General features: G+C 59.7%; 28 protein-coding genes. 12 read left to right on the top strand and 16 right to left on the bottom strand.

The window, feature by feature from the left end; translation table 11 throughout:
• The first annotated feature begins 16 nt into the window (after nt 1–16).
• Together cysZ and AC1RL4_RS22750 are read left to right on the top strand one after the other, a co-directional pair.
• Nucleotides 17–772, top strand: a complete 756-nt coding sequence (cysZ, locus tag AC1RL4_RS22755; RefSeq protein WP_019647668.1) for a sulfate transporter CysZ — start codon at nt 17–19, stop codon at nt 770–772.
• Between the two features lie 40 nt (nt 773–812).
• A complete protein-coding gene (locus AC1RL4_RS22750; RefSeq protein WP_096479553.1) occupies nt 813–2012 on the top strand; it encodes a glycosyltransferase family 4 protein in 1200 nt (399 codons plus the stop codon).
• A 70-nt stretch (nt 2013–2082) separates the two neighbouring features.
• Here AC1RL4_RS22750 and AC1RL4_RS22745 read toward each other — a convergent pair whose 3' ends face one another.
• From AC1RL4_RS22745 to AC1RL4_RS22735, 3 genes are all read right to left on the bottom strand, one after another.
• The gene (locus AC1RL4_RS22745) at nt 2083–3186 is read right to left on the bottom strand and encodes an NADH:flavin oxidoreductase (protein WP_018927185.1); all 1104 of its coding nucleotides are present in this window, start codon (nt 3184–3186) and stop codon (nt 2083–2085) included.
• Between the two features lie 189 nt (nt 3187–3375).
• Nucleotides 3376–3858 (bottom strand): glutathione peroxidase, encoded by a 483-nt coding sequence (locus AC1RL4_RS22740; RefSeq protein ID WP_018927186.1) that lies wholly within the window; start codon nt 3856–3858, stop codon nt 3376–3378.
• 124 nt (nt 3859–3982) lie between these two features.
• Nucleotides 3983–4468, bottom strand: coding sequence for an FKBP-type peptidyl-prolyl cis-trans isomerase (locus AC1RL4_RS22735; RefSeq protein WP_007942189.1), 486 nt, complete (start codon nt 4466–4468; stop codon nt 3983–3985).
• On the opposite strand from AC1RL4_RS22735, the gene AC1RL4_RS22730 reads away from it, so the two are divergent.
• Genes AC1RL4_RS22730 through yihG form a run of 3 tightly spaced genes read left to right on the top strand, consistent with a single transcriptional unit; the run spans nt 4437 to nt 7841 of the window.
• Nucleotides 4437–4775 carry a DUF3565 domain-containing protein gene (locus tag AC1RL4_RS22730; RefSeq protein ID WP_204125458.1) on the top strand — a complete coding sequence of 113 codons (339 nt, stop codon included), beginning with the start codon at nt 4437–4439 and terminating at the stop codon, nt 4773–4775. The genes AC1RL4_RS22735 and AC1RL4_RS22730 overlap by 32 nt on opposite strands.
• Nucleotides 4776–4835: 60 nt before the next feature.
• On the top strand, nt 4836–6935 hold the full coding sequence (pta, locus tag AC1RL4_RS22725) for a phosphate acetyltransferase (RefSeq protein WP_019581159.1): 2100 nt from the start codon (nt 4836–4838) through the stop codon (nt 6933–6935).
• Complete coding sequence (gene yihG, locus AC1RL4_RS22720; RefSeq protein WP_096479550.1) at nt 6936–7841, top strand: 1-acylglycerol-3-phosphate O-acyltransferase, YihG family; 906 nt, start codon at nt 6936–6938, stop codon at nt 7839–7841. It abuts the gene before it with no gap.
• Nucleotides 7842–7924: 83 nt separating this feature from the next.
• Here the strand turns inward: yihG and cysN are convergent, their stop codons facing one another.
• The 3 genes from cysN to AC1RL4_RS22705 form a co-directional block, all read right to left on the bottom strand.
• Complete coding sequence (gene cysN, locus AC1RL4_RS22715) at nt 7925–9823, bottom strand: sulfate adenylyltransferase subunit CysN (RefSeq protein WP_019581161.1); 1899 nt, start codon at nt 9821–9823, stop codon at nt 7925–7927.
• A 9-nt stretch (nt 9824–9832) separates the two neighbouring features.
• A complete protein-coding gene (gene cysD / locus AC1RL4_RS22710; RefSeq protein ID WP_007941268.1) occupies nt 9833–10750 on the bottom strand; it encodes a sulfate adenylyltransferase subunit CysD in 918 nt (305 codons plus the stop codon).
• Between the two features lie 146 nt (nt 10751–10896).
• On the bottom strand, nt 10897–11655 hold the full coding sequence (locus tag AC1RL4_RS22705) for a Nif3-like dinuclear metal center hexameric protein (protein WP_018927191.1): 759 nt from the start codon (nt 11653–11655) through the stop codon (nt 10897–10899).
• 102 nt (nt 11656–11757) lie between these two features.
• Between AC1RL4_RS22705 and algW the strand changes: the two genes are divergently transcribed.
• On the top strand, nt 11758–12918 hold the full coding sequence (algW, locus tag AC1RL4_RS22700) for a Do family serine endopeptidase AlgW (protein ID WP_018927192.1): 1161 nt from the start codon (nt 11758–11760) through the stop codon (nt 12916–12918).
• Between the two features lie 55 nt (nt 12919–12973).
• Here the strand turns inward: algW and hisC are convergent, their stop codons facing one another.
• The 10 genes from hisC to AC1RL4_RS22650 form a co-directional block, all read right to left on the bottom strand.
• On the bottom strand, nt 12974–14026 hold the full coding sequence (gene hisC, locus AC1RL4_RS22695; protein WP_204125459.1) for a histidinol-phosphate transaminase: 1053 nt from the start codon (nt 14024–14026) through the stop codon (nt 12974–12976).
• A 2-nt stretch (nt 14027–14028) separates the two neighbouring features.
• Nucleotides 14029–15354, bottom strand: a complete 1326-nt coding sequence (gene hisD, locus AC1RL4_RS22690) for a histidinol dehydrogenase (RefSeq protein ID WP_018927194.1) — start codon at nt 15352–15354, stop codon at nt 14029–14031.
• Nucleotides 15355–15479: 125 nt separating this feature from the next.
• Nucleotides 15480–16115, bottom strand: a complete 636-nt coding sequence (hisG, locus tag AC1RL4_RS22685) for an ATP phosphoribosyltransferase (RefSeq protein ID WP_007941260.1) — start codon at nt 16113–16115, stop codon at nt 15480–15482.
• 126 nt (nt 16116–16241) lie between these two features.
• A complete protein-coding gene (gene murA / locus AC1RL4_RS22680; RefSeq protein WP_018927195.1) occupies nt 16242–17507 on the bottom strand; it encodes a UDP-N-acetylglucosamine 1-carboxyvinyltransferase in 1266 nt (421 codons plus the stop codon).
• A gap of 22 nt (nt 17508–17529) precedes the next feature.
• The gene (locus AC1RL4_RS22675) at nt 17530–17769 is read right to left on the bottom strand and encodes a BolA family protein (protein WP_018927196.1); all 240 of its coding nucleotides are present in this window, start codon (nt 17767–17769) and stop codon (nt 17530–17532) included.
• A 114-nt stretch (nt 17770–17883) separates the two neighbouring features.
• Nucleotides 17884–18189: an STAS domain-containing protein gene (locus AC1RL4_RS22670; RefSeq protein WP_019581163.1), complete on the bottom strand. Its 306-nt coding sequence runs from the start codon at nt 18187–18189 to the stop codon at nt 17884–17886.
• Nucleotides 18186–18839, bottom strand: a complete 654-nt coding sequence (locus AC1RL4_RS22665) for an MlaC/ttg2D family ABC transporter substrate-binding protein (protein WP_028940293.1) — start codon at nt 18837–18839, stop codon at nt 18186–18188. The genes AC1RL4_RS22670 and AC1RL4_RS22665 overlap by 4 nt, the downstream gene beginning before the upstream one ends.
• A gap of 11 nt (nt 18840–18850) precedes the next feature.
• Complete coding sequence (mlaD, locus tag AC1RL4_RS22660) at nt 18851–19318, bottom strand: outer membrane lipid asymmetry maintenance protein MlaD (protein WP_018927199.1); 468 nt, start codon at nt 19316–19318, stop codon at nt 18851–18853.
• Nucleotides 19318–20115: a lipid asymmetry maintenance ABC transporter permease subunit MlaE gene (gene mlaE, locus AC1RL4_RS22655; RefSeq protein WP_019581164.1), complete on the bottom strand. Its 798-nt coding sequence runs from the start codon at nt 20113–20115 to the stop codon at nt 19318–19320. The genes mlaD and mlaE overlap by 1 nt, the downstream gene beginning before the upstream one ends.
• Nucleotides 20115–20924: an ATP-binding cassette domain-containing protein gene (locus tag AC1RL4_RS22650; protein WP_230175495.1), complete on the bottom strand. Its 810-nt coding sequence runs from the start codon at nt 20922–20924 to the stop codon at nt 20115–20117. The genes mlaE and AC1RL4_RS22650 overlap by 1 nt, the downstream gene beginning before the upstream one ends.
• A gap of 275 nt (nt 20925–21199) precedes the next feature.
• Between AC1RL4_RS22650 and AC1RL4_RS22645 the strand changes: the two genes are divergently transcribed.
• The 6 genes from AC1RL4_RS22645 (at nt 21200) to AC1RL4_RS22620 (ending at nt 26213) form a co-directional block, all read left to right on the top strand.
• Nucleotides 21200–22174, top strand: coding sequence for a KpsF/GutQ family sugar-phosphate isomerase (locus tag AC1RL4_RS22645; protein ID WP_028940292.1), 975 nt, complete (start codon nt 21200–21202; stop codon nt 22172–22174).
• Nucleotides 22174–22698, top strand: coding sequence for a KdsC family phosphatase (locus AC1RL4_RS22640; protein ID WP_008037377.1), 525 nt, complete (start codon nt 22174–22176; stop codon nt 22696–22698). The genes AC1RL4_RS22645 and AC1RL4_RS22640 overlap by 1 nt, the downstream gene beginning before the upstream one ends.
• A 7-nt stretch (nt 22699–22705) precedes the next feature.
• Complete coding sequence (lptC, locus tag AC1RL4_RS22635) at nt 22706–23278, top strand: LPS export ABC transporter periplasmic protein LptC (RefSeq protein WP_019581167.1); 573 nt, start codon at nt 22706–22708, stop codon at nt 23276–23278.
• Nucleotides 23265–23810, top strand: a complete 546-nt coding sequence (gene lptA, locus AC1RL4_RS22630; protein WP_019581168.1) for a lipopolysaccharide transport periplasmic protein LptA — start codon at nt 23265–23267, stop codon at nt 23808–23810. Before lptC ends, lptA begins: the two co-directional genes overlap by 14 nt.
• The gene (gene lptB, locus AC1RL4_RS22625; protein WP_018927206.1) at nt 23810–24535 is read left to right on the top strand and encodes an LPS export ABC transporter ATP-binding protein; all 726 of its coding nucleotides are present in this window, start codon (nt 23810–23812) and stop codon (nt 24533–24535) included. Before lptA ends, lptB begins: the two co-directional genes overlap by 1 nt.
• 184 nt (nt 24536–24719) lie before the next feature.
• On the top strand, nt 24720–26213 hold the full coding sequence (locus AC1RL4_RS22620; protein WP_026331852.1) for an RNA polymerase factor sigma-54: 1494 nt from the start codon (nt 24720–24722) through the stop codon (nt 26211–26213).
• The last annotated feature ends 30 nt before the right edge of the window (nt 26214–26243 follow it).

Genomic DNA, 26243 nt, shown 5'->3' with positions numbered 1-26243 from the left:
TTGTTCGGAGCACGTTATGCCCGCCCCCGTTCTGTCCGGCCCGCAATACCTGCGCGAAGGCCTCAATCTGGTCCTGAGCCCAAGTCTGCGTCTGTTCGTGTTGCTGCCGCTGGCGATCAACCTGGTGCTGTTCGTCGGATTGATCTATCTGGCCGGTCATCAGTTCAGCCTATGGGTCGATACGCTGATGCCGTCCCTGCCCGATTGGCTGAGCTTCCTCAGCTATATCCTCTGGCCGATATTCGTGGTGTTGGTGGTGTTGATGGTGTTCTTCACCTTCACAATGCTCGCCAACGTTATTGCCGCACCGTTCAACGGCTTCCTCGCGGAGAAAGTCGAAGTGGTGGTGCGCGGCACCGACGATTTCCCGACCTTCAGCTGGGGCGAACTGATCGCCATGATCCCCCGTACCCTGACCCGGGAAATGCGCAAGCTCGGCTACTTCCTGCCAAGGGCCATCGGGCTGTTCATCCTCTCCTTCATCCCGGTGGTGAACATCATTGCCGCACCGCTGTGGCTGCTGTTCGGGGTGTGGATGATGGCGATCCAATACATCGACTACCCGGCGGACAACCACAAGCTGGGCTGGAACGAGATGCTCGCCTGGCTGCGCAAGAAGCGCTGGCAGAGCATGAGCTTCGGCGGGATCGTTTATCTGGTGCTGCTGATTCCGGTGGTCAACATTCTGATGATGCCGGCTGCGGTGGCCGGGGCGACGCTGTTCTGGGTGCGTGAGCGTGGCGCGGAGAATCTGGTGGCAGAGCGCCGTTAATCGCGTCACATATCCATCATCCCACCGTCACAATGACGACATGGCCTCAGCCGACACTGAGGTCATGACGACAGCTCTGCATATCACTCTGATCACCGAAACCTTCCCCCCGGAAATCAACGGCGTGGCCAATACCCTTGGCCGCTTGTTCGACGGTTTGCGCGCGCGCGGGCATCAGGTCGAGTTGGTGCGGCCACGTCAGGGCGGCGACCCGCTGATGGGCAGCAATGATGAGTTGCTACTGTGTCGGGGCTGGCCGCTACCGGGTTATCCCGGCCTGCAATGGGGGCAGTCGTCGATGCACAAATTGCTGCGGCGCTGGAAGCGCCATCGCCCGGACGTGCTGTACATCGCCACCGAAGGACCGCTGGGGTTGTCGGCGTTACGCGCGGCACGGCGTTTGGGGATTTCGGTGGTCAGCGGCTTTCATACCAATTTTCAGCAGTATTCCAGCCAGTATGGGCTCGGGTTGCTGACGCGTTTGCTGACCCACTACCTGCGCTGGTTTCACAATCGCTCGACCCTGACCCTGGTGCCCAGCGCCAGCCAGCGACTGGAACTGGAGCGGCGCAGTTTCGAGCGCCTGGCGCTGCTCTCTCGAGGCGTCGACAGCCAGTTGTTCCATCCGGCCAGACGACTGAAATCACTGCGTGAGCAATGGGGACTGGCCGAGGATGACATCGCCTTCATCCACGTAGGACGTTTGGCCCAGGAGAAGAATCTTGGTCTGCTCAAGCGCAGTTTCGACACGCTGAAAACCACTTATCCACAGCGGAACATGAAATTGATTGTGGTCGGCGACGGTCCGCAACGATCGGCGCTGGAAAAGGAATTGCCCGAGGCGATTTTTTGCGGCTCACAACGCGGCGAAGCGCTGGCCAGTCACTATGCCTCGGGGGATGTGTTTCTGTTTCCGAGCCTGACCGAGACCTTCGGCAATGTGGTGCTTGAGGCATTGGCCTCAGGGCTGGGGGTGGTGGCGTACGATCAGGCTGCGGCGGCTCAGCATATTCGCCATGGCTACAACGGCGTATTGGCCATGCCCGGGGATGAGCAGGCGTTCTGCGATGCGGCACGCTGGCTGCTGGAGGAGCGCGAAACCTTGCGCTGCGTGCGGCTCAATGCCCGCCAGCATGCAAGCCGTCAGGGCTGGGCGGCGATTATCGAGCAGTTCGAGGGGCAGTTGCGGGGGGCTTGTGCGCAGGAACAAGTTCTATCCGATGCAGCGTTGTTGCCTTAAAAGCTTCGCGGGCAAGCCTCGCCCCTGTAGGAGCGAGGCTTGCCCGCGAAAAGGCCTTTTCAGTCGCCGTTTACACCAGCGTCATCAACGCATCACGGCTGAACGGCAGGATGTCCTGCTCACGACCGTCACGCACTTTCTGCGCCCAGTCCGGGTCCACCAACAACGCACGACCCACCGCCACCAGGTCGAACTCATCGTTATTCAAACGCTCCAGCAGTTTTTCCAGGCTGGCGGGCTGTGCGATCTTGTCGGTGTTGACCATGAATTGCAGGAACTCGCCATCCAGGCCGACGCTGCCAACGGTGATGGTCGGCTTGCCAGTGAGCTTGCGGGTCCAGCCGGCCAGGTTCAGTTCGGAACCGTCGAACTCCGGCTCCCAGAAACGGCGTGTCGAGCAGTGGAAAATATCCACGCCGGCGTCGGACAACGGCTTGAGAAATTCGCCCAACGCCTCTGACGTCTGCACCAGACGCGCAGTGTAGTCCTGCTGCTTCCACTGGGAGAAACGGAAGATGATCGGGAATCCCTCGCCGACTGCTGCGCGCACCGCCTGAATCAGTTCGATGGCGAAGCGCGAACGGTTGGCCAGGCTGCCACCGTATTCGTCGGTGCGCTGGTTGCTGCCTTCCCAGAAGAACTGGTCCACCAGATAACCATGGGCACCGTGGATTTCCACGCCGTCCATGCCGATGCTCTGGGCGTCTTTGGCGGCTTGGGCGAACGCAGCGATCACCTCCTGAATATCCTGCTGGGTCATGCCGTGAACCACGACCTGTCCGTCCTTCAGTTTTTCCGAAGGACCGTAACCCGGCACGCTGGCATCCGGCTCGGTGCCGATACGGCGCACGCTGCCCACATGCCACAGTTGCGGAACGATCTTGCCGCCCTCGGCATGCACTGCATCGACGACTTTTTTCCAGCCGGCCAGCGCAGCTTCACCGTAGAAGTGCGGCACGTTCGGGTAGCCGTTGGAGGCCTTGTGACCGACGGTGGTGCCTTCGGTGATGATCAGGCCAACTCCGGCGGCAGCGCGGCGACGGTAGTATTCGATCACTTTGGAGTTGGGCACGCCGCCCGGCGAAAACGAGCGGGTCATCGGTGCCATGACGACGCGGGTCGGCAGTTCGAGAGCGCCGAGGTGAAAAGGCTTGAACAGGGCTTTGACAGGCATTGGACGCTCCACGGAACATAGACTTTATGACGACGATAATATGGAGAGCGCCCTGCCTTGAACAGCACTATTGATTTTAGTGATTAAGGATTAGAAACGAAAAGATCGCAGCCTTCGGCAGCTTCTACAGAGGAATGTGAACACCTGTAGCTGCCGAAGGCTGCGATCTTTTGATCTTGATCTGCGCTTTTAACTCAGAGCTTTTTCAATCGCCTGGATAACAGAAGGATCATCCGGCGCCGTACGTGGCGAGAACCGCGCCAATACGCGACCGTCCTTGCCCAACAGGAATTTTTCGAAGTTCCAGGTGATGTCGCCCGGAAACTCCGCGCCCTCGCCCGCCAGCAGGCGGTACAGCTGATGACGTTCGTGACCGTTGACTTCCAGCTTGCTGGACAACGGAAAGGTCACGCCATAGTTGAGGCTGCAGAACGCCTGGATCTCCTGCTCGGTACCCGGTTCCTGCCCGGCAAACTGGTTGCACGGCAAGCCCAGCACGCTGAAACCCTTGCCCTTGTATTGCTGGTAGAGGTTTTCCAGAGCAGCGTACTGTGGGGTCAAGCCACATTTGGAGGCGACGTTGACCACCAGCACGACGTGCCCTTTGAAGGGCGCCAGAGGTAACTCCTGGCCATCCAAAGTTTTCAATGTAAGGTCGTGAAAAGCACTCATGACGGACTCCAGATTTCCCGTGTTCTTCTCGAAACAGCCACTTGGTCATGTCGCCAAGGACAGCCGCGGACTAAAAAGGCGCCCTCGGGCGCCTCTCCAGTTCTCGAAAGCTTAGCGCAGAAAATCAGTGGTGATGGCCACCTTCGCCATGGACGTGACCATGAGCGATTTCTTCCTGGCTGGCATCACGGATGGCAACGATCTTGACCTGGAAATTCAGGCGCTGACCGGCCAGCGGGTGGTTGCCGTCGACGGTGACATCGTCGCCGTCCAGATCGCGAATAGTGACGATCTGCATCTGGCCGTCCGGAGCGGAAGCGTGGAACTGCATGCCCACTTCCAGTTCGTCGACGCCTTCGAACATGCTGCGGCTCAGGGTGCTGACCAGTTCGGCAGCGTATTCGCCGTAGGCATCTTCAGGTTCTACGGCAACAGTCAGTTCGTCACCAACTGCTTTGCCTTCCAGCGCCTTTTCCAGGCCCGGAATGATGTTACCTGCGCCTTGCAGATAGACCAGCGGCGCGCCGCCGGCGGAGCTGTCGATGACCTCACCAGCGTCGTTGGTCAGGGTATAGTCGATGGAGACAGCCTTATTGGCGGCGATCAGCATGGGGCGAGACCTTTTGCATAAGAATGATGAATGTCCAAGTTTAGCGAAGCAATCGCCCGAAAGCGAACACAACCCGGACAAACGGGGTGCGATGAAAGCCTCGACCATTACAGGTTTCCATCAGGACGAGGACGGGCACTGGGTGGCCGAGCTGTCCTGCGGCCATACCCAACACCTGCGGCACCAGCCGCCGTGGCAATCCCGGGCCTGGGTGCTGGACCCTGTGCTGCGCAATGAAAAAATAGGCCAGCCCTTTGATTGCGGTTGGTGCGCACAAGGCTCGGTTAGCGATAACCTTGACCACTGAATATCGGTAGAACGCCAGCCATAGGCGTTCACCATTGCCATGCACCCTTAGAGAATCCGCATGCAAACTTTTTTTATCGCGCCCACCGATTTTGGTGTGGGTCTGACCTCCATCAGCCTCGGGCTGGTGCGTACCCTCGAGCGGGCCGGCCTCAAAGTCGGCTTTTTCAAACCGATTGCCCAACCGCACCCGGGCGACACCGGCCCTGAACGCTCCACCGAACTGGTGGCCCGCACCCACGGCTTGAAACCGCCTCAACCATTGGGCCTGGCCCATGTCGAGCGGATGCTCGGCGACGGTCAGCTGGACGAATTGCTCGAAGAAATCATCACCCTTTATCAGCAAGCCGCTGTCGGCAAGGACGTGCTGATCGTCGAAGGCATGGTCCCGACCCGCAGCGCCAGCTACGCCGCGCGGGTCAACTTGCACTTGGCCAAGAGCCTCGACGCCGACGTGATTCTGGTTTCGGCGCCGGAAAACGAAGTGCTGACCGAATTGTCCGGCCGGGTGGAATTGCAGGCGCAATTGTTCGGCGGGCCGAAAGACCCGAAAGTGCTGGGCGTGATCCTCAACAAGGTCAAGACCGACGAAAGCATGGACGTCTTCGCCTCGCGCCTGAGAGAGCACTCGCCGTTGCTGCGCAGTGGCGACTTCCGTCTGCTCGGCTGCATCCCGTTTCAACCGGAGCTGAACGCGCCGCGCACCCGTGACGTGGCCGAGCTGATGGGCGCTCAGGTGCTCAATGCCGGTGACTACGAAACCCGGCGCATGACCAAAATCATCATTTGCGCCCGTACCGTGCGCAACACCGTGGAGCTGCTCAAGCCCGGCGTGCTGGTGGTGACCCCCGGCGATCGCGACGACATCATCCTCGCGGTCAGCCTGGCGGCGATGAACGGTGTACCTCTGGCCGGCCTGCTGCTGACCAGCGACACCCTGCCCGACCCGCGCATCATGGAGCTGTGCCGTGGCGCCTTGCAGGCCGGCCTGCCGGTGTTGTCGGTGAGCACCGGTTCCTACGACACCGCCAACCAGTTGAACGGTTTGAACAAGGAAATCCCGATCGACGACCGCGAGCGTGCGGAGATCATCACCGATTTCGTCGCCAGCCACCTCGACGCCAACTGGCTGCACCAGCGCTGCGGCACACCACGGGAAATGCGCCTGTCGCCTGCAGTGTTCCGCTATCAACTGATCCAGCGTGCCCAGGCCGCCAACAAGCGCATCGTGTTGCCCGAGGGCAGCGAGCCGTTGACCGTCCAGGCCGCCGCGATCTGCCAGGCACGGGGCATCGCCCGTTGCGTGTTGCTGGCCAAGCCGGCAGACGTCGAGGCGGTCGCCCGCGCCCAAGGCATCGAGTTGCCACCGGGGCTGGAAATCCTCGACCCGGACCTGATCCGCGAGCGTTACGTCGAGCCGATGGTTGCGCTGCGCAAGACCAAAAGCCTCAACGCGCCGATGGCCGAGCAGCAACTGGAAGACACCGTGGTGATCGGCACCATGATGCTGGCGCTGGATGAAGTCGACGGGCTGGTGTCCGGTGTCATTCACTCCACCGCCAACACTATCCGCCCGGCCCTGCAACTGATCAAGACCGCGCCGGGTTGCACCCTGGTGTCGTCGGTGTTCTTCATGCTGTTCCCCGAAGAAGTGTTGGTCTACGGCGACTGCGTGATGAACCCGCACCCGAGCGCCAGCGAACTGGCCGAGATCGCCTTGCAAAGCGCCGATTCGGCAGCGGCATTCGGCATCACTCCGCGAGTGGCAATGATCAGCTACTCCAGCGGTGAATCGGCCAGCGGCGAAGAAGTCGAGAAGGTTCGCGAGGCCACGTTGCTCGCCCACGAACAGCAACACTCACTGCTGATCGACGGCCCGTTGCAGTACGACGCCGCCGCCAACGAAACCGTGGCCCGGCAACTGGCGCCGAACAGTCAGGTGGCCGGTCGCGCCACGGTGTTCGTGTTCCCCGACCTGAACACCGGCAACACCACCCACAAAGCCGTGCAACGCAGCGCCGACTGCGTCAGCCTCGGACCGATGCTGCAAGGCCTGCGCAAACCGGTGAACGACCTGCCGCGTGGCGCGCAAGTCGACGACATCGTGTACACCATCGCGTTGACCGCGATTCAAGCTGCCAACCGACCTATGGATGTTTAAATGCTGGATTTTCTACCTGCACCCGTGCGCGGCGTGATCGCCTCGCTGCTGTTGGCGCTGAATACGATTCTGCTCTGCTCGTTTCTGTTCTGTGTGGCGCTGTTCAAAGTGCTGCCGTTCGCCCTCACCCAACGTTTCGCGCGCTGGCTGATGAGTCATACCCACGAAGCGTGGATCAGTAACAACAAGGGCTGGATGAATCTGGTTTGCCGCACACGCTGGCACCTCAGCGGTTTGCAAGACCTCGACTATCGGCACTCCTATCTGATCACCAGCAACCACCAGAGCTGGGTCGACATCATGGTGTTGCAGTACGTGCTCAACCGTCGCATCCGCCCGCTGAAGTTCTTCCTCAAACAGGAACTGATCTGGGTACCGGTGATTGGCCTGGCGTGGTGGGCGTTGGGTTTTCCGTTCATGAAGCGTTACTCCAAGGCCTATCTGGAAAAGCATCCGGAGAAGAAAGGCAAAGACCTGGAAACCACCCGCAAGACCTGCGACAACTTCCGCAATAACCCGGTGGGGATTTTCAACTTCGTCGAAGGCACGCGCTTTACCAAGGGTAAGCACGCCCAGCAGAGTTCACCGTTCCGCTACCTGCTCAAGCCGAAAGCGGGCGGCATTGCATTCGTGCTGGATGCCATGGGCGACCAGCTGGAAGCCATCGTCAACGTGACCATCCACTACCCGGCGGGGCGTCCGGGTTACTGGGATTTGCTCTGCGGTAATGTGAAAGACGTGGTGGTGCACTTTCAGGAGCTGAAGATTCCGCCGCAGTTCGTCGGCAAGAACTATGACCAGGACGGGGTGTATCGCCTGGAGTTTCAGGGCTGGATCAATCAGCTGTGGCAGGACAAGGATGCGCTGCTGGGGCAGATGCACCGTGAGTATCCAGTGAATTCTTGAGGTGCTCGCGAAGGTGTCCTCCCGGACACAAAAAAGCCCGCAGACGATCGCTCATCTGCGGGCTTTTTGTTTTCAGCTAATGCTTAGATCGCGCCACGCTTGCGCAGCAGATCCAGCACTTGCTTGACGCTTTCTTCCAGCGACAGCGACTGGGTGTCGATCACCAGATCGGCATTCAGCGGCACGTCGTACGGGAAGGATTCGCCCGGGATGTTGTCGCCACCCGCCGCGTAGAGACCTTGCGGATCACGCTCGGCACAGACCGTCGGCGAGGCCTGGACGTAGACCGTCAGCAGACGCTCCTTGCCAATCAGGTCCTTGGCCTGCTCACGACCTTCGGCACTCGGGGCAACGAACGCCGCCAGTGTCAGCAGGCCGGCTTCGTTGAACTGACGCGCAACGTGCGCCGCACGACGCCAATTCTCGGTACGCCCGGCGCGGTCATGTGGCAGGCCTTTGTTCAGGTCATGGCGCAGGTTCTGGCCATCGAGTACGAATACCGCGCGACCCATGTCGAACAGCTTGCGTTCAACCGCATACGCCAGGGTGCTTTTGCCCGCGCCCGACAGGCCGCTGAACAACACGGTAGCCGGTTGCTGACCGAAGCGCTGGGCGCGTTCTTCGGTGGCTACATGGGCCAGTTTACCGTGGTGGGAGCTGCTGCCATGCGCCAGCGGCTGAGCAATGATCATGCCCGCCGCGACCGTGCCGTTGGTCAAACGGTCGATGACGATGAACGAACCAGTGGTGCGGTTGCTGTCGTAACCGTCCAGCGCAATGGCCGCGTCGAGGCTGATCTTGACCCGACCGATCTCGTTCAGCTGCAACGAGCTTGCCGGCCCTTCGGCCAAGGTGTTCACGTCCACGCGATTGACGATGCTGGTGATCGAGCCCGGCACGTAAGTCGTGGCGCGCTTGATGTCGTATTTCTTGCCCGGCAGCATCGGTTCTTCGGCCATCCACACCAGCATGGCGTCGAAGGCGTCGGTCACTTGCGGCTGGTTATCGGCGTGCACCAGCAGGTCGCCGCGGGAGATGTCGATCTCGTCTTCCATGGTCAGCGTCACCGCTTGACCAGGACCAGCATGCTCCAGCTCACCTTCGAAGGTGACAATGGATTTCACGCGGCTGCTCTTGCCCGATGGCAACACAACGACTTCGTCACCCTTGTGCACGATGCCGCTGGCCAGGGTGCCGGCGAAACCACGGAAGTTCAGGTTCGGACGGTTGACGTACTGCACCGGGAAACGCAGGTCGGTGTAGTTGCGGTCGCTGGCGATTTCGACGGTTTCGAGGATTTCCATCAGCGACTGGCCGGTGTACCACGGCGAGCGCTCGGACTTGTTCACCACGTTGTCGCCCTTGAGCGCGGACATCGGCACGAACGCCATGGTGCTCGGCTTGAACGCGATGCCTTCGGCGAACTTCAGGTAATCGGCCTTGATCGACTCAAATACGCTTTCGTCGAAGCCGTTGAGGTCCATCTTGTTGATAGCGACCACGATGTGCTTGATGCCCAGCAAAGAGGCGATAAAGCTGTGGCGACGGGTCTGGGTCTGCACGCCGTAACGGGCGTCGACCAGGATGATCGCCAAGTCACAGGTGGATGCACCGGTGGCCATGTTGCGGGTGTACTGCTCATGGCCGGGGGTATCGGCGATGATGAATTTGCGCTTGGCGGTAGAGAAATAGCGGTAGGCGACATCGATGGTGATGCCCTGCTCACGCTCGGCCTGCAAGCCGTCGACCAGCAACGCCAGGTCGATGTCTTCGCCGGTGGTGCCGACTTTTTTCGAGTCGCGGGTAATGGCTTCCAGATGATCTTCGTAGATCATTTTGGAGTCGTGCAGCAGGCGCCCGATCAGGGTGCTCTTGCCGTCGTCGACGTTGCCACAAGTCAGAAAGCGCAGCATTTCCTTGCGTTCATGCTGGCCCAGGTAGGCGAGGATGTCCTCGCTGATCAAATCAGATGCGTGCGACATGACAACCCCTTAGAAATAACCCTGACGTTTCTTTTCTTCCATGGAACCGGCGCCATCGTGATCGATGACTCGGCCCTGGCGTTCGGAAGTTCGCGTCAGGAGCATTTCCTGAATGATGTCGGTCAGGCTGGTGGCCTCGGACTCGACAGCACCGGTCAACGGGTAGTCGCCCAGTGTACGGAAACGGACCTTCTTCTTGACGATGCGCGCCTTGTCTTCGTCGCTCAGGTGATTGAGCAGGCGTTCATCGTCGATCATGATCCAGGTGCCGTTCATCTCGATGACATCACGCTCGGCAGCGAAGTACAGCGGCACGATCGGGATGCCTTCCAAGTAGATGTACTGCCAGATGTCCAGTTCGGTCCAGTTCGACAACGGGAATACGCGGATCGATTCGCCCTTGTTGACCTTGCCGTTGTAGACGTTCCACAGCTCCGGGCGCTGGTTTTTCGGGTCCCAGCGGTGCTTGCTGTCACGGAAGGAATACACGCGCTCTTTGGCACGGGACTTCTCTTCGTCACGACGGGCGCCACCGAATGCAGCGTCGAAGCCGTACTTGTCGAGGGCCTGTTTGAGGCCTTCGGTCTTCATGATGTCGGTGTGCTTGGCACTGCCGTGGGTCAGCGGGTTGATACCCTGCGCAACACCCTCGGGGTTGACATGTACCAGCAGGTCCAGGCCGAGCTCTTCGACCATGCGGTCGCGGAACGCGTACATTTCCTTGAACTTCCACTGGGTGTCGACGTGCATCACCGGAAACGGAAGTTTGCCCGGGAAGAATGCCTTGCGCGCAAGGTGCAGCATCACGGCGGAGTCTTTACCGACGGAGTACAGCATCACCGGGTTATCGAACTCGGCGGCGACCTCGCGGATGATGTGGATGCTTTCGGCCTCCAGCTGTTTCAGATGCGTCAGTTTGTCGACCATGGCTACTCACGAAAACGATCTTATGGACGGCCTGCGGGCCGTGTTCGAGCGGGGAATCCTAGCACAGCGCCCTCTTCTAATCAGGACGGCGGCTAGATCGAAAGGGTATATGAATATACCCCCTCGTTTGGGCTCCAGCCCTGTAGTCAAATCGGGTTCGGGCAATCGATGAAGATGTGCTCGAGGGCGAAACGTCGCGCCAGGTAATCACCCAAAGCCTGCACACCGTAACGCTCGGTGGCATGGTGGCCGGCGGCGATGAAACTGATGTCGTTTTCCCGGGCGCTGTGGAACGTCTGCTCGGAGGCCTCGCCGCTGAGGTACAGATCGACACCGGCCAACACCGCCTGGTCAATGTAACCCTGGCCGCCACCGGTGCACCAGCCGACCCGACGAATCATCTCGCTGCCTTCGATCAGTAACGGCTCTCGTCCCATGACTTCCTGTACCCGACGGGCAAAATCGCGGGGAGTCATCGGTTCGCTCAACGAGCCGACCAACCCGACGATTTTCAGGTTGTCCGGATCCAGTGGGCCTTCGACGGTAATGTCCAATTGCCGGGCAAGCTGTACGTTGTTGCCGACTTCAGGGTGCAGGTCCAGCGGCAAGTGATAGGACAGCAGGCTGATGTCGTGCTTGAGCAGGGTTTTCAACCGGCGCTGCTTCATGCCAGTGATGCACGGGTTCTCGCCTTTCCAGAAATAGCCGTGATGCACCAGCACCAGATCGGCCTGGGCCTCCACCGCGGCGTCCAGCAACGCCTGGCTGGCGGTGACACCGCTGACGATGCGCATTACTTGCGGCCGGCCTTCGACCTGCAAGCCGTTGGGGCAGTAATCGGCAATCTTCGCACTTGCCAGGTAACGGTCGGCTTCTTCGACCAGGGTGCTCAGGGCGACGGCCATAAAAGACTCCTAAATATCCCGTTCAGAGGCGCGCGCGGCCTCGTATAATGCGCGACATTATGGGCGGTCTCATACCGCCTGCAACCTCTCAGGACGTGCTTAATGCTCAAGGCGCTGCGTTTTTCCGGCTGGCCGCTGTTGGCCGGCGTGCTTGTCGCTCTACTGATTATTCAGCGTTACCCGCAGTGGGTCGGGCTGCCAAGCCTCGACGTCAATCTGCAACAAGCCCCGCAAACCCTTGGTGTGCAGCAGGGCCCGGTGTCCTATGCCGATGCGGTGACCACGGCTGCGCCGTCGGTGGTCAACCTTTACACCACCAAAGTGGTCAACAAACCCAGCCATCCGCTGTTTGAAGACCCGCAGTTCCGCCGCTTCTTCGGCGACAACTCGCCCAAGCAGAAGCGCATGGAGTCGAGCCTCGGTTCGGGCGTGATCATGAGCCCGGAAGGTTACCTGCTGACCAACAACCACGTGACCAGCGGTGCCGACCAGATCGTGGTGGCGCTCAAGGATGGTCGTGAAACCCTGGCCCGGGTCATCGGCAGCGACCCGGAAACCGACCTCGCGGTATTGAAGATAGACCTGAAAAACCTGCCGTCGATCACCGTCGGCCGTTCCGACAACCTGCGCATCGGCGACGTGGCCCTGGCCATCGGCAACCCGTTCGGCGTCGGCCAGACCGTGACCATGGGGATCATCAGCGCCACCGGGCGCAATCAGTTGGGCCTGAACAACTACGAAGACTTCATCCAGACCGACGCCGCGATCAACCCCGGCAACTCCGGCGGTGCACTGGTGGACGCCAACGGTAACCTGACCGGCATCAACACGGCGATCTTCTCCAAGTCCGGTGGCTCGCAAGGCATCGGCTTCGCGATCCCGGTTAAACTGGCGATGGAAGTGATGAAGTCGATCATCGAACACGGCCAGGTGATTCGCGGCTGGCTCGGTATCGAAGTGCAACCTTTGAGTCAGGAACTGGCGGAATCGTTTGGCTTGTCGGGACGCCCTGGAATTGTGGTCGCGGGGATTTTCCGTGACGGCCCGGCGCAGAAGGCCGGCCTGCAACTAGGCGACGTGATCCTCAGTATCGACGGTGAACCGGCTGGCGATGGTCGCAAGTCAATGAACCAGGTGGCGCGCATCAAACCGACCGACAAGGTCACGATTCAGGTGATGCGCAACGGTAAAGAACTCAAGCTCACCGCAGAAATCGGTCTGCGTCCGCCGCCGGCACCGATCCAGGAAAAAGAAGAAGAGTAAGCGGGGACCTGTGGGAACGAGCCGCACCGCTCGCTCCCACAGGAACAGTTTTGGTCTAGAGGTCGCCGAGGCCGTCGATCAGTGCCTGATTCTGCTCCGGCGCGCCAATCGAAATCCGCAGGAACTGGGCAATCCGCTCTTGCTTGAAGTGCCGAACGATCACGCCCTGCTCACGCAACTTCGCCGCCAGCCCTGCCGCATCGTGCTTCGGGTGACGGGCGAAAATGAAGTTCGCCGCCGACGGCAACACTTCAAACCCCTTCGCCTCCAGTTGCGCGATTACCTTCTCGCGACTCTCGATGACCAACCGGCAAGTCTTGTCGAAATACTCGCGATCCTCGAACGCCGCCGCAGCCCCCACAATCGCCAGACGATCCAGCGGGTAGGAGTTGAAGCTGTTCTTGATCCGCTCCAGCGCCTCGATCAGGTCCGGGTGCCCCACGGCCAGGCCAACCCGCAGGCCGGCCAGGGAACGGGACTTGGACAGGGTCTGCGTCACCAACAGGTTCGGATAACGGTCCACCAGCGTGATCGCCGTTTCCCCACCGAAGTCGATGTAAGCCTCATCCACCACGACCACCGAATCCGGGCTGGCCTTGAGAATCTGCTCGACAGCGTCCAGCGCCAGCAAGCAACCGGTCGGCGCATTCGGGTTCGGGAAGATGATCCCGCCGTTCGGCTTTGCATAGTCCGCCGGGTTGATCTGGAACTGTTCGTCCAGCGCAACCGCATCGAACGTGATGCCATACAACCCGCAGTAAACCGGGTAGAAGCTGTAGCTGATATCCGGGAACAGCAACGGTTTATCGTGTTGCAGCAAACCGTGAAAGATGTGCGCCAGGACTTCATCGGAACCGTTACCGAGGAACACCTGATTGCCCTGCACGCCGTAGTACTTGGCAACGGCTTGCTTGAGCAGGTCGCTGTTCGGGTCCGGGTACAGACGCAGGTTGTCGTTCAGTTCGGTTTGCATCGCCGCCAGGGCTTTTGGCGATGGACCGTACGGGTTTTCGTTGGTGTTGAGCTTCACCAGTTTGGCCAGTTTCGGCTGCTCGCCCGGCACATAAGGCACCAGATTCTTGACGAACGGGCTCCAGAATTTACTCATGTTCAGTTCCCCTGCTTGTCATCAAGAATGCGGTATTCAGCACTGCGGGCGTGAGCGCTCAGCGATTCGCCACGGGCCAGTACGGAGGCGGTCTTGCCCAGTTCGGAGGCACCCTGCTCGGAGCAGAAGATGATCGACGAACGTTTCTGGAAGTCGTAAACACCCAGCGGCGAGGAGAAGCGCGCAGTGCCGGAGGTCGGCAATACGTGGTTCGGACCTGCGCAGTAGTCGCCCAGGGCTTCGGAAGTGTGGCGGCCCATGAAGATCGCGCCGGCGTGACGGATCTGCGGCAGCCAGGCCTGCGGATCGGCGACCGACAGCTCCAGGTGCTCCGGGGCAATGCGGTTGGCCACTTCGATGGCCTGTTCCATGTCGCGAACCTTGATCAGCGCACCACGGCCATTGATCGAGGTTTCGATGATCTCGGCGCGTTCCATGGTTGGCAGCAGTTTGGCGATGCTTGCCGCGACCTTGTCGAGGAACTCGGCGTCCGGGCTGACCAGAATCGCCTGGGCGTCTTCGTCGTGCTCGGCCTGGGAGAACAGGTCCATGGCGATCCAGTCCGGATCGGTCTGGCCGTCGCACACCACCAGAATCTCCGACGGGCCGGCGATCATGTCGATGCCGACCTGGCCGAACACGTGGCGCTTGGCAGTGGCGACATAAATGTTGCCCGGGCCAACCACTTTGTCGACCTTCGGCACGCTTTCGGTGCCGTAAGCCAGCGCCGCAACCGCCTGCGCGCCGCCGATGGTGAACACCCGGTCGACGCCGGCGATGCAGGCTGCGGCCAGCACCAGTTCGTTGACTTCACCGCGCGGGGTCGGCACGACCATGACCACTTCGGTCACGCCCGCCACCTTGGCCGGAATCGCGTTCATCAACACCGAGGACGGGTAGGACGCCTTGCCACCCGGCACATACAGACCGGCGCGATCCAGTGGCGTGACCTTCTGGCCCAGCACCGTGCCATCGGCTTCGGTGTAGCTCCAGGAATCCTGTTTCTGCTTTTCGTGGTAGCTGCGCACACGGGTCGCGGCTTTTTCCAGGGCTTCGCGCTGAGGCACTGTGATGCGGGTCAATGCCAGTTCCAGGCGTTCGCGCGGCAGGATCAAGTCCGCCATGGACGCCACTTGCAGGCCATCGAACTTCTGGGTGAACTCGACCACCGCCGCATCGCCACGCTCGCGCACGGCCTTGATGATGTCCAGCACCCGCTGATTGACCGAGTCGTCAGACACACTTTCCCAGCTCAGCAGATGATCCAGATGATGTGCGAAATCCGGGTCAGCAGCGTTGAGTCGGCGAATTGCAGTCGGTGCGGTCATAGCGAGAGCCTCATAGGATTGGCAAAAACTCGGGCGCCCTAAGCTAGCCGTTGATCCGCTTGGGCACCCGAGAATTCTGGCTATGAGGCGGATAGACGGGCGCGACTCAAGGTCGCGCAGGTGAATCAGCCGCGGTGTCGAGACTCCACTGCCTTGCGCAGGGTGTCGATCAACGCCTGGATACGGGCATGCTGCATTTTCATCGACGCCTTGTTGACGATCAGACGGGAGCTGATGGCAGCGATAAAATCCTGTGGCTCCAGGCCATTGGCCCGCAGCGTGTTACCGGTGTCGACCACGTCGATGATCTTGTCCGCCAGACCGATCAGCGGCGCCAACTCCATCGAGCCGTAGAGCTTGATGATATCGACCTGACGACCCTGTTCGGCATAGTAGCGCTTGGCGACGTTGACGAACTTGGTGGCAATGCGCAGACGGCCCTTGGGCTCGACTGCGCCGACTTTACCGGCCGTCATCAATTTGCACTGGGCGATTTGCAGGTCCAGTGGTTCGTACAAACCCTGGCCGCCGTATTCCATCAGCACGTCTTTACCGGCGACGCCCAGATCGGCGGCACCATGCTCGACATAGGTCGGCACATCGGTGGCACGCACGATCAGCAAGCGCACATCGGCCTGGGTCGTGGGGATGATCAGCTTGCGGCTCTTGTCCGGATTCTCGGTCGGCACGATGCCCGCTTCAGCCAGAAGCGGCAGGGTGTCGTCAAGGATGCGGCCCTTGGACAGTGCGATAGTCAACATGGGAAACGTCAGTCCTTATCAAGGTACTCATGCCCGGTCGCAAACGGCGCCGGACACACATCGAGCCGGAAACCGGCTCGACTTCAACAAATCAACGGACGCGTCCCTGCGCCCATGCAGCAGAAACTAGCCCGGTACGCGGCGGATCTTGGCGCCGAGCATCTGCAGCTTCTCTTCGATGCACTCATAACCACGGTCGATGTGGTAAATGCGATCGATCAGGGTATCGCCTTCGGCGATCAGCGCCGAGATCACCAGGCTGGCCGAAGCACGCAGGTCGGTGGCCATGACTGGCGCGCCCTTGAGCTTTTCGATGCCGGTGACGATGGCGGTGTTGCCTTCAACCTGGATGTGCGCGCCCATGCGGTGCAGTTCGTAAACGTGCATGAAACGGTTTTCGAAGATCGTCTCGATCACGGCACCAGTGCCTTCGGCAATGGCGTTGAGGGAGATGAACTGCGCTTGCATATCGGTCGGGAACGCCGGGTATGGAGCGGTCCGCACGTTGACGGCTTTCGGCCGCTTGCCGTGCATGTTCAGCTCGATCCAGTCTTCACCGGTGGTGATTTCGGCGCCGGATTCGCGAAGTTTTTCCAGAACGGCTTCGAGGATGGTCGGATCGGTGTCCTTGACCTTCACACGCCCACCGGTGACCGCTGCCGCCACCAAATAGGTGCCGGTCTCGATACGGTCAGGCATCACTTTGTAAGTGGTCGTGTGCAGACGCTCGACGCCATCGATGGTGATGGTGTCGGTGCCGGCGCCGGAAACCTTCGCGCCCATAGCGTTCAGGAAGTTCGCCAGGTCGACGACTTCAGGCTCGCGAGCAGCGTTGGCCAGAACGCTGCGGCCCTTGGCCAGAGCGGCCGCCATCATGATGTTCTCGGTACCGGTCACGCTGACGGTGTCGAAGAAGAAGTGCGCACCGCGCAGGCCGCCTTCAGGAGCCTTGGCCTTGATGTAGCCGCCTTCAACGTCGATGACCGCGCCCATGGCTTCAAGACCACGGATGTGCAGGTCAACCGGACGCGAACCGATGGCGCAACCGCCAGGCAGTGCAACTTCGGCTTCACCGAAACGGGCAACCATCGGGCCCAGCACCAGGATCGAGGCGCGCATGGTTTTAACCAGTTCGTACGGCGCGATCAGGGTCTTGATGGTGCGTGGGTCGATTTCGACGCTGAGTTTCTCGTCGATCACAGGTTCAATGCCCATGCGACCGAACAGCTCGATCATGGTGGTGATGTCGTGCAGGTGCGGCAGGTTGGCCACGGTCACCGGGCCATCGCACAGCAAGGTGGCAGCCAGAATCGGCAAGGCAGAGTTCTTTGCCCCGGAGATGCGGATCTCGCCATCAAGACGAGCGCCACCAGTAATAATCAATTTATCCATAAGAATCTCGACGCCCTTGGGCTCAGGTGCGCTCGGCCCAGGCCGCGCTGCTGAAAAATTTCATAGTGACCGCATGGATGCTGCCATCGACAATCCACGGGTTCAAATGGGCATAGACCTGCTGCTGACGCTTCACCGGGCTCAACGCCGCCAGTTCATCGCTGATCACGTTCAGCTGGAAATTGCAGCCTTCGCCTTCAACTTCCACCTTCGTGTTTGGCAGCTTTCCTTCAAGGAAGCTCTTCACTTCTACGGCCTGCATGCTCAACCTCAATCGGCGCCCTGTGCGCGCGGGTCGGACATCATACAAAAAAGCCCCGCGCCTGCGAACCCCGCGAAGCAGGACTCTGACGGGGGGCTTCTTTATAGATGCGGTTCAGGGGTGCGCCAACAGCTCGGTCAATTCGCTGACCTGAGCGATTTTGCGCATGTCTTCGGGCATCGCGCGAATGCTCACGGCCTTGCCGGCCACCTGAGCATCGCGCATGAAGCACAGCAGCAGCGACAAGCCGACACTGCTGGACTTCTCCACTGCGGAGCAATCGACCACCAGCGCAGGCGCCTTGCTGGACTTGATCAGTACCTGCCCCTGCTTGCGCAAGTTCGGGCCGGTCCGGTAATCCAGCACACCGCTGAGCAGCAGCTCGCCGGTTTCGCTTATGCGAATGGCCGACTCACTCATTGGGCTTTCTTCTCAACAGCTTTTTCGGTGTTTTCCTTGGCTTTGGCGACTTCCCCGGCCCAACCATTGATGGTCTTGTCCAGGTCGTTGCCATTGCGCTGCATCGCATCAGCGAACTGATCGCGGAACAGCTTGCCGATGTTGATGCCGTTGATGATGACGTTACGCAGCTTCCATTCGCCGTTGATCTTTTCGAGTGTGTAAGACACAGGATAGATCGCGCCGCTGCTGCCTTTGACCGTCATGCCAACGCTGGTACGGTCTCCCGATTCATCCTTGGCAGGCTCAACAGTGATGCCCTGGTTGTTGTATTCGAGCAATGCGTTGCCATAAAACTGGAACAGGCCCTTTTTGAAGTTTTCTTCAAACGTCTTCATTTGCTCGGGCGTTGCTTTGCGCGAGTATTTGACGGTCATGATGCTTTTGGAAATGCCTTCGGCATCCACCACGGGGCCGACGATGGTGTTCAACGCCGTATAAAAGTCTTGTGGATCCTGCTTGTACTTCTCTTTATTGGCCGACAGGTCGGCGAGCATCCGGGTCGTGGTGTCCTGAACCAGATCGTGCGCCGACTGCGCCGCCAGGGCGTTAGCCATCAACGGCAAGGCCGCGAGCAATATCAACAGGCCACGTCGCAAGATAGAGATCATTGAAAAGCTCCTCATTTGGCGTCTTTGCTAACGGTATTGAGCAGAAATTTACCGATCAGGTCCTCGAGCACCAACGACGACTGCGTGTCGTGGATGGTTCCACCATCCTTGAGCAGGGCTTGTTCCCCACCCACGCTGATACCGATGTATTTCTCACCCAACAGGCCAGCGGTCAGGATAGATGCAGTGGAGTCAGTCGGCAGGTTATCTACGCGCTTTTCCAGTTGCATGGTCACCCGACCGGTGAAGCTGTCGCGATCCAGATCGATCGCCGTGACCTTGCCGATGGTCACACCGGCCATGGTCACTTTAGCTCTGACAGTCAAACCGGCGATATTATCGAAATATGCATAAAGTTTATAAGTATCGGTGGTTGCGCTCGGGGACAGGCCACTGACCCGCAACGCAAGCAACAGCAAAGCCAGGATGCCAGCCAGCAAGAAAAGGCCGACACCGATTTCCAGGGTGCGGTTTTGCATCAGAAATCTCCAAACATCAAGGCGGTCAGAATAAAGTCCAGGCCGAGTACCGCCAAAGAGGCGTACACCACGGTCTTGGTAGTGGCACGACTGATCCCCTCGGAAGTGGGCTCGCAGTCATACCCTTGGAATACGGCGATCCAGGTCACGACGAAGGCAAAAACGATGCTTTTGATAATGCCGTTCAGCACATCGTCGACAAACATCACGCTGTTTTGCATGTTCGACCAGTAGGAGCCCTCATAGACACCCAGCCAGTCGACGGCCACCCACGAACCACCCCAGATACCCACCACGCTGAAAATCATCGCCAGCACCGGCAGGGAAATGAAGCCGGCCCACAGGCGCGGAGCAATAATGTACTTGAGCGGGTCAACCCCGATCATTTCCAGACTGGACAGTTGCTCGGTGGATTTCATGTTGCCGATTTCGGCGGTCAGCGCCGAACCCGCACGCCCGGCGAACAGCAAGGCCGTGACGACGGGCCCCAGTTCACGCAGCAGCGTCAGCGCAACCATCTGCCCGACGGCCTGCTCCGAACCGTAGCTGGACAGGATGTTGAAGCCCTGTAGCGCCAGCACCATGCCGATGAACACCCCGGAGACCACGATGATCACCAGGGACATCACGCCAACCGAATGCAGTTGCTTGACCAGCAGGCCAAAACTGCCGCCGATGCCACCGCGACCGAGCAAGGCATGAAACAGGAACAGCGCCGAACGCCCGAACACCGCCAGCACATCGATGCCGGCGTGGCCGAAACGGCGCACTCTTTCTATTAATGAAATCTTGCGCATCAGCGCTTCCCCAGAAGATCTGCGCGGTAATCCGTCGCTGGAAAGTGGTATGCGACCGGGCCGTCGGGTTCGCCAGTCATGAACTGGCGAATCCGTGGCTCCTGCGAGTTCATCAACTCCTTGGGCGTGCCCTGCCCCAACACTTGCCCGTCACCCACCACAATGATGTAGTCGGCGATGCTCGCGGTCTCGGCCAGATCGTGGGAGACCACGATGCTGGTGATGCCCAGCGCATCGTTGAGCAAGCGGATCAGGCGCACCAGCACGCCCATGGCGATCGGGTCCTGGCCAACAAAAGGCTCGTCGTACATGAGAATTTGCGGGTCGAGGGCAATCGCCCGGGCCAGCGCGATTCGACGTTTCATGCCGCCAGACAATTCGTCAGGCATCAGGTCTAGGGCGCCACGCAAGCCCACGGCCTGCAATTTGAGCAGGACAATGTCGCGAATCATCTCTTCCGGCAGCGTGGTATGAACACGCAGCGGAAAGGCAACGTTCTCGAATACATCGAGATCGGTAAACAGCGCGCCGCTCTGAAACAGCACGCCCATGTGCTTGCGCGCATCGAACAAATCGCTGCGCGACAACGTTGGCAGGTTCTGGCCATTGACCCAGACTTCGCCGCTGGTGGGGCGCAATTGGGCCCCCATCAACCGCAACAGCGTGGTCTTGCCACACCCGGAAGGCCCCATGATGCCGGTGACCTTGCCGCGTGGTATGCGGATATCAATGTTATTGAAAATGCTGCGCGCACCGCGCTTGAAGGTCAGTCCCTTCAGCTCGACCGCGTAGGCGTTATCGGCACTCATCTAAACTCCTTGCGATGCAGCCTCTCACTCGGACGCCTGGCTTTCTGACGAAAGCACATACCTTCCCGGGCAGGCCGAACTGGCGGCGAACTATATCACTGCAATCACCAAGCGCCCAAGGCCCAAGCCGGGCACTATCAACAACATGAGCGCCTGGAATCATCTATTTAGAGGATTCGGCAACAAGGAATGACAAACCGCGACGAACTTACGTGAGGGTTTTGATCATTACCGTTATAATCGCCGCCTTTTCATCAGGCTATACGATTTCTGACATGAGCCAATCCAGCGACCTGATTCAATCTGCACAACGCACCATCCGTCTCGAACTGGAAGCCGTGCAAGGCTTGTTACCCCATATCGACGCAGATTTCGTACGCGCTTGCGAGATGATTCTGGCCAGCAAAGGCCGCGTAGTCGTGGTCGGCATGGGCAAATCGGGGCACATCGGCAACAAGATTGCCGCCACCCTGGCCAGCACCGGCACCACGGCGTTCTTCGTGCATCCAGCCGAAGCCAGCCACGGCGACATGGGCATGATCACGCGTGACGACATCATCCTGGCACTATCGAACTCCGGCTCCACCAATGAAATCGTTACCCTGCTGCCACTGATCAAGCGCCTGGGCATCAAATTGATCAGCGTCACCGGCAATCCCGACTCGGCGCTGGCCAAGGCCGCCGAGGTCAACCTCAACGTCCACGTCGAGCACGAAGCCTGCCCGCTGAACCTGGCGCCAACCTCATCGACCACCGCCGCTCTGGTGATGGGCGATGCCCTGGCGGTGGCGCTGCTGGAAGCCCGCGGCTTTACCGCTGAAGATTTCGCCTTTTCCCACCCAGGCGGCGCACTTGGCCGACGCCTGCTGTTGAAAGTGGAAAACGTCATGCACGCCGGACAGGAGCTGCCGCAGGTTAAGCGCGGCACCCTGCTCAAGGACGCATTGATGGAAATGACCCGCAAGGGCCTGGGCATGACCGTGGTTCTAGAGGCCGACGGTAAACTTGCCGGGATCTTCACCGACGGCGATCTGCGTCGCACCCTGGACCGCAGCATCGACATCCACAGCGCCACCATCGAGCAGGTCATGACCGCCCACGGCAAGACCGCACGTGCCGAGATGCTGGCTGCCGAGGCGTTGAAAATCATGGAAGACCACAAGATCAACGCATTGGTCGTGGTCGACAGCGAAGACCGCCCGGTCGGCGCCTTGAACATGCACGATTTGCTGCGCGCTGGAGTAATGTAATGAGCACGGACCTGCTGCAACGCGGCAAACAGATCAAACTGGCGGTATTCGACGTCGACGGCGTGCTGACCGACGGGCGCCTGTACTTCCTCGAAGACGGCAGCGAATTCAAGACCTTCAACACGCTCGACGGCCAAGGCATCAAGATGTTGATGGCAGCCGGCGTGCAGACCGCTATCATCAGCGGACGCAAGACCCCGGTGGTCGAACGACGGGCCAAAAACCTCGGCATTCCACACCTGTATCAGGGTCGCGAAGACAAACTGGTGGTGCTCGACGAGCTCCTTGCCCAACTCAACCTGAGCTATGAACAAGTGGCCTATCTCGGCGACGACCTGCCAGACCTGCCGGTGATTCGCCGCGTCGGCCTGGGCATGGCCGTGGCCAACGCCGCCAGCTTCGTGCGCGAACACGCCCACGGCATCACCCAGGCCCGTGGCGGCGAGGGTGCCGCGCGCGAATTCTGCGAATTGATCCTGCGCGCCCAGGGCCGCCTCGATGCGGCCAACGCCGCGTATCTGTGAGCCCATCATGCTGAGCAAAAAGATTCGCAACATCCTGATATTCGGTTGCATCGCGGCGCTATTCGCTGCGGTCGGCTACTGGAACATCAGCCCGGAACGCTTCCTCGACAAGCCAGTGGCGCATGTCGATGAAGCCATGATCGACTATTACGCCACCAACGCCCACAGCGTGCAGTACCTGCCGGACGGCAAATTGCAGTATGAAATGACGTCCGACAAGGTCGAACACCTGAAAGCGACGGAAGTGACGTTGCTGTCCAACCCTGACCTGAACATGTTTCGCGGCACCGAATTTCCCTGGCACGTCCAGAGCGAACGCGGCGAAGTCAACCCGGACGGCACCCAGGTCGAGCTGATCGACTCGGTACGTATCACGCGTTTCGACGAAAAAAACCGTAAAACCCTGATTACCACCACCCGTATGACAGTGTTCCCGCAGCAGCAATATGCGCAGACCGATCAACCCGTTAGAATCGACGGCGCCGGCGGTGTATCGACAGGCAACGGAATGAAAGCGTACTTGAAAGAAAGCAGGATACACCTGCTATCGAACGTAAGAGGACAGTATGAGGCTCGTTAAAACCCTCCCTATTTTGCTCAGTCTGAGCGCAGCACTGGGAAGCGTGAGCGCCTGGGCTCTGCCGACCGATCAAGCGCAGCCTATCCGCATTCAGGCCGACGACGCCCAACTGGACGACAAGAACGGTGTTGCCACCTATAAAGGTGATGTGATCATCACTCAGGGCTCGATGAAGGTCACCGGCAACACCGTGACCATCACTCGCACCCCGACTGGCGACATCGACGTGGTGACCTCGGTGGGCAACCTGGCGTACTTCGAGCAATTGCAAACAGCTGGCGACACCAAGCCTGTTCAGGGTTGGGGCGTGACCATCCAATATCACGCCGCGCAAAACCGCGTCGTACTGATCGACAAGGCCAAAGTTGTCGACAAGGACAACAACGTCACCCAGGGCGAAAAAATCGTCTATGACACGGTGAAAAAATTGGCCAGCGCCGGTCGCGCCACGGGCAGCAAGGTCACCGAGGCACGTCCGCGTATCGACATGGTGATCCAGCCGAAGAAGAAAACCGACGAGAAAACCCAGTAATGGCAACTCTGAAAGCTCAGCACCTGGCCAAGAGCTACAAGAGCCGCCAGGTCGTGCGCGACGTCAGCCTGTCCATCGACAGCGGCCAGATCGTCGGCCTGCTTGGCCCCAACGGCGCCGGCAAAACCACCTGTTTCTACATGATCGTGGGCCTGGTACAGGCCGATCAGGGGCGCGTACTGATCGATGACCTGGACGTCAGCCACCAGCCGATGCATGGTCGCGCGAAGGCCGGTATCGGCTATCTTCCGCAAGAAGCGTCGATCTTCCGCAAGCTGTCGGTGACCGACAACATCATGGCCATCCTCGAAACCCGTAAGGAGCTCGACAAGGCCGGTCGCCGCAAAGAGCTGGAAAGCCTACTGCAGGAATTTCACATCCACCACATTCGTGACAGCCTTGGCATGAGCCTGTCCGGTGGTGAACGCCGTCGGGTGGAAATCGCCCGGGCACTGGCCACCAACCCGAAATTCATCCTCCTCGACGAACCCTTCGCCGGCGTGGACCCAATCTCGGTGGGCGACATCAAGCAGATCATCCATCACCTCAAAGCCAAAGGCATTGGCGTGCTGATCACTGACCATAACGTCCGTGAAACCCTGGACATCTGCGAAACCGCCTACATCGTCAACGATGGCCAGCTGATCGCTGAAGGCGACTCCGCCACCATCCTGGCCAACGAACTGGTCAAGGAAGTGTATCTGGGCCATGAGTTCCGCCTGTAAGCGCTGAGGTGCCTGGCCAGTCGCCTCGGCGCTCATCTCAATAAAAAATCAATAGTTTTTTATTGTTACAGCGCTCTAGGCAAACACTTCAGTTTCAGGCATATAATTTGCTTATGTTTGGCGCTTCGGCGCCCTGTAGTGGATGGCGCATGTGCGCCGGCGAATAAGGTGTTAAGCCCCTGCCATGAAACCATCGCTAGTCTTGAGAATGGGCCAGCAGCTGACGATGACACCGCAGCTGCAACAGGCCATCCGCCTGCTCCAATTGTCGACCCTGGACCTGCAACAGGAAATCCAGGAGGCCCTGGAGTCCAATCCGATGCTCGAACGCCAGGAAGAAGGCGACGACTTCGATAACGCCGACCCCTTGGCCGACAAAGCCGAACAGCAACCCAACGCCGACATTCAGGAACCCTCCTACCAGGAAACCGCCCCGACGGTGGATAACCTTGAGGAAGGCGACTGGAACGAGCGCATTCCCAACGAATTGCCTGTCGATACCGCCTGGGAAGACGTCTACCAGACCAGCGCCAGCAGCCTGCCGAGCAACGATGACGACGAGTGGGATTTCACCACCCGTACTTCGGCCGGTGAAAGCCTGCAAAGCCATTTGCTCTGGCAACTGAACCTGGCACCGATGTCCGACACCGATCGCCTGATCGCCGTGACCCTGATCGACTGCATCAACAATCAGGGCTATCTGGACGAAACCCTCGAGGAAATCCTCGAGGCCTTCGATCCGGAACTGGACATCGAACTGGACGAAATCGAAGCCGTCCTGCACCGCATCCAGCAATTCGAGCCCGCCGGTATCGGCGCCCGCAATCTCGGTGAATGCCTGCTGCTGCAACTGCGTCAACTGCCCGCCAAGACCCCTTGGCTGACCGAGGCCAAGCGCCTGGTCACCGATTACATCGACCTGCTCGGCAGCCGCGACTACAGCCAGCTGATGCGCCGCATGAAGCTCAAGGAAGATGAACTGCGCCAGGTGATCGAACTGGTCCAGAGCCTCAACCCGCGCCCGGGTTCGCAAATCGAGTCCACCGAAGCCGAATACGTCGTTCCTGACGTGATCGTGCGCAAGGACAACGAGCGCTGGCTGGTGGAGCTGAACCAGGAGTCGGTGCCACGCCTGCGGGTCAACGCCCAATATGCCGGCTTCGTACGCCGCGCCGATACCAGCGCTGACAACACCTTCATGCGAAATCAGCTGCAGGAGGCTCGCTGGTTCATCAAGAGCCTGCAAAGCCGCAACGAAACGCTGATGAAAGTGGCCACCCAGATCGTCGAGCATCAACGCGGCTTCCTGGAGTACGGCGACGAGGCCATGAAACCGTTGGTGCTGCATGACATCGCCGAAGCGGTGGGCATGCACGAATCGACGATTTCACGGGTGACCACGCAAAAATTCATGCATACCCCACGGGGCATCTATGAACTGAAATACTTTTTTTCCAGCCACGTCAGCACCTCCGAAGGCGGTGAATGCTCGTCCACGGCGATCCGCGCGATCATCAAAAAACTGGTTGCCGCGGAAAATCAGAAAAAGCCGTTGAGTGACAGCAAGATCGCTGGTTTACTGGAGGCACAAGGCATTCAGGTGGCTCGCCGCACCGTCGCCAAGTACCGCGAATCCCTAGGAATCGCGCCTTCGAGCGAACGAAAGCGGTTGATGTAGAGCCACGCCACAGCGTTCCAGTGGTAGATC

It is taken from the genome of Pseudomonas sp. GW822-FHT07A10 (assembly GCF_058798795.1).
The sequence above is the reverse complement of the archived record's forward strand: the minus strand, read 5'-3'. Positions and strand labels throughout refer to the sequence as shown.

Bases quoted from the DNA above. Each gene is read 5' to 3' on its own strand.
- yihG (WP_096479550.1), top strand. From the start codon at position 6,936: ATGCTGGATTTTCTACCTGCACCCGTGCGCGGCGTGATCGCCTCGCTG.
- AC1RL4_RS22640 (WP_008037377.1), top strand. From the start codon at position 22,174: ATGAGCACGGACCTGCTGCAACGCGGCAAACAGATCAAACTGGCGGTA.
- cysZ (WP_019647668.1), top strand. From the start codon at position 17: ATGCCCGCCCCCGTTCTGTCCGGCCCGCAATACCTGCGCGAAGGCCTC.
- AC1RL4_RS22650 (WP_230175495.1), bottom strand. From the start codon at position 20,924: ATGAGTGCCGATAACGCCTACGCGGTCGAGCTGAAGGGACTGACCTTC.
- AC1RL4_RS22705 (WP_018927191.1), bottom strand. From the start codon at position 11,655: ATGGCCGTCGCCCTGAGCACCCTGGTCGAAGAAGCCGACCGTTACCTG.
- AC1RL4_RS22620 (WP_026331852.1), top strand. From the start codon at position 24,720: ATGAAACCATCGCTAGTCTTGAGAATGGGCCAGCAGCTGACGATGACA.
- AC1RL4_RS22735 (WP_007942189.1), bottom strand. From the start codon at position 4,468: ATGCTGATCGCCGCCAATAAGGCTGTCTCCATCGACTATACCCTGACC.
- cysD (WP_007941268.1), bottom strand. From the start codon at position 10,750: ATGGTCGACAAACTGACGCATCTGAAACAGCTGGAGGCCGAAAGCATC.
- hisC (WP_204125459.1), bottom strand. From the start codon at position 14,026: ATGAGTAAATTCTGGAGCCCGTTCGTCAAGAATCTGGTGCCTTATGTG.
- pta (WP_019581159.1), top strand. From the start codon at position 4,836: ATGCAAACTTTTTTTATCGCGCCCACCGATTTTGGTGTGGGTCTGACC.
- AC1RL4_RS22675 (WP_018927196.1), bottom strand. From the start codon at position 17,769: ATGCAGGCCGTAGAAGTGAAGAGCTTCCTTGAAGGAAAGCTGCCAAAC.
- AC1RL4_RS22745 (WP_018927185.1), bottom strand. From the start codon at position 3,186: ATGCCTGTCAAAGCCCTGTTCAAGCCTTTTCACCTCGGCGCTCTCGAA.
- lptA (WP_019581168.1), top strand. From the start codon at position 23,265: ATGAGGCTCGTTAAAACCCTCCCTATTTTGCTCAGTCTGAGCGCAGCA.
- hisG (WP_007941260.1), bottom strand. From the start codon at position 16,115: ATGTTGACTATCGCACTGTCCAAGGGCCGCATCCTTGACGACACCCTG.
- hisD (WP_018927194.1), bottom strand. From the start codon at position 15,354: ATGACCGCACCGACTGCAATTCGCCGACTCAACGCTGCTGACCCGGAT.
- lptC (WP_019581167.1), top strand. From the start codon at position 22,706: ATGCTGAGCAAAAAGATTCGCAACATCCTGATATTCGGTTGCATCGCG.
- algW (WP_018927192.1), top strand. From the start codon at position 11,758: ATGCTCAAGGCGCTGCGTTTTTCCGGCTGGCCGCTGTTGGCCGGCGTG.
- lptB (WP_018927206.1), top strand. From the start codon at position 23,810: ATGGCAACTCTGAAAGCTCAGCACCTGGCCAAGAGCTACAAGAGCCGC.
- AC1RL4_RS22670 (WP_019581163.1), bottom strand. From the start codon at position 18,189: ATGAGTGAGTCGGCCATTCGCATAAGCGAAACCGGCGAGCTGCTGCTC.
- mlaD (WP_018927199.1), bottom strand. From the start codon at position 19,318: ATGCAAAACCGCACCCTGGAAATCGGTGTCGGCCTTTTCTTGCTGGCT.
- AC1RL4_RS22665 (WP_028940293.1), bottom strand. From the start codon at position 18,839: ATGATCTCTATCTTGCGACGTGGCCTGTTGATATTGCTCGCGGCCTTG.
- AC1RL4_RS22645 (WP_028940292.1), top strand. From the start codon at position 21,200: ATGAGCCAATCCAGCGACCTGATTCAATCTGCACAACGCACCATCCGT.
- cysN (WP_019581161.1), bottom strand. From the start codon at position 9,823: ATGTCGCACGCATCTGATTTGATCAGCGAGGACATCCTCGCCTACCTG.
- mlaE (WP_019581164.1), bottom strand. From the start codon at position 20,115: ATGCGCAAGATTTCATTAATAGAAAGAGTGCGCCGTTTCGGCCACGCC.
- AC1RL4_RS22740 (WP_018927186.1), bottom strand. From the start codon at position 3,858: ATGAGTGCTTTTCACGACCTTACATTGAAAACTTTGGATGGCCAGGAG.
- AC1RL4_RS22750 (WP_096479553.1), top strand. From the start codon at position 813: ATGGCCTCAGCCGACACTGAGGTCATGACGACAGCTCTGCATATCACT.
- murA (WP_018927195.1), bottom strand. From the start codon at position 17,507: ATGGATAAATTGATTATTACTGGTGGCGCTCGTCTTGATGGCGAGATC.
- AC1RL4_RS22730 (WP_204125458.1), top strand. From the start codon at position 4,437: ATGGAGACAGCCTTATTGGCGGCGATCAGCATGGGGCGAGACCTTTTG.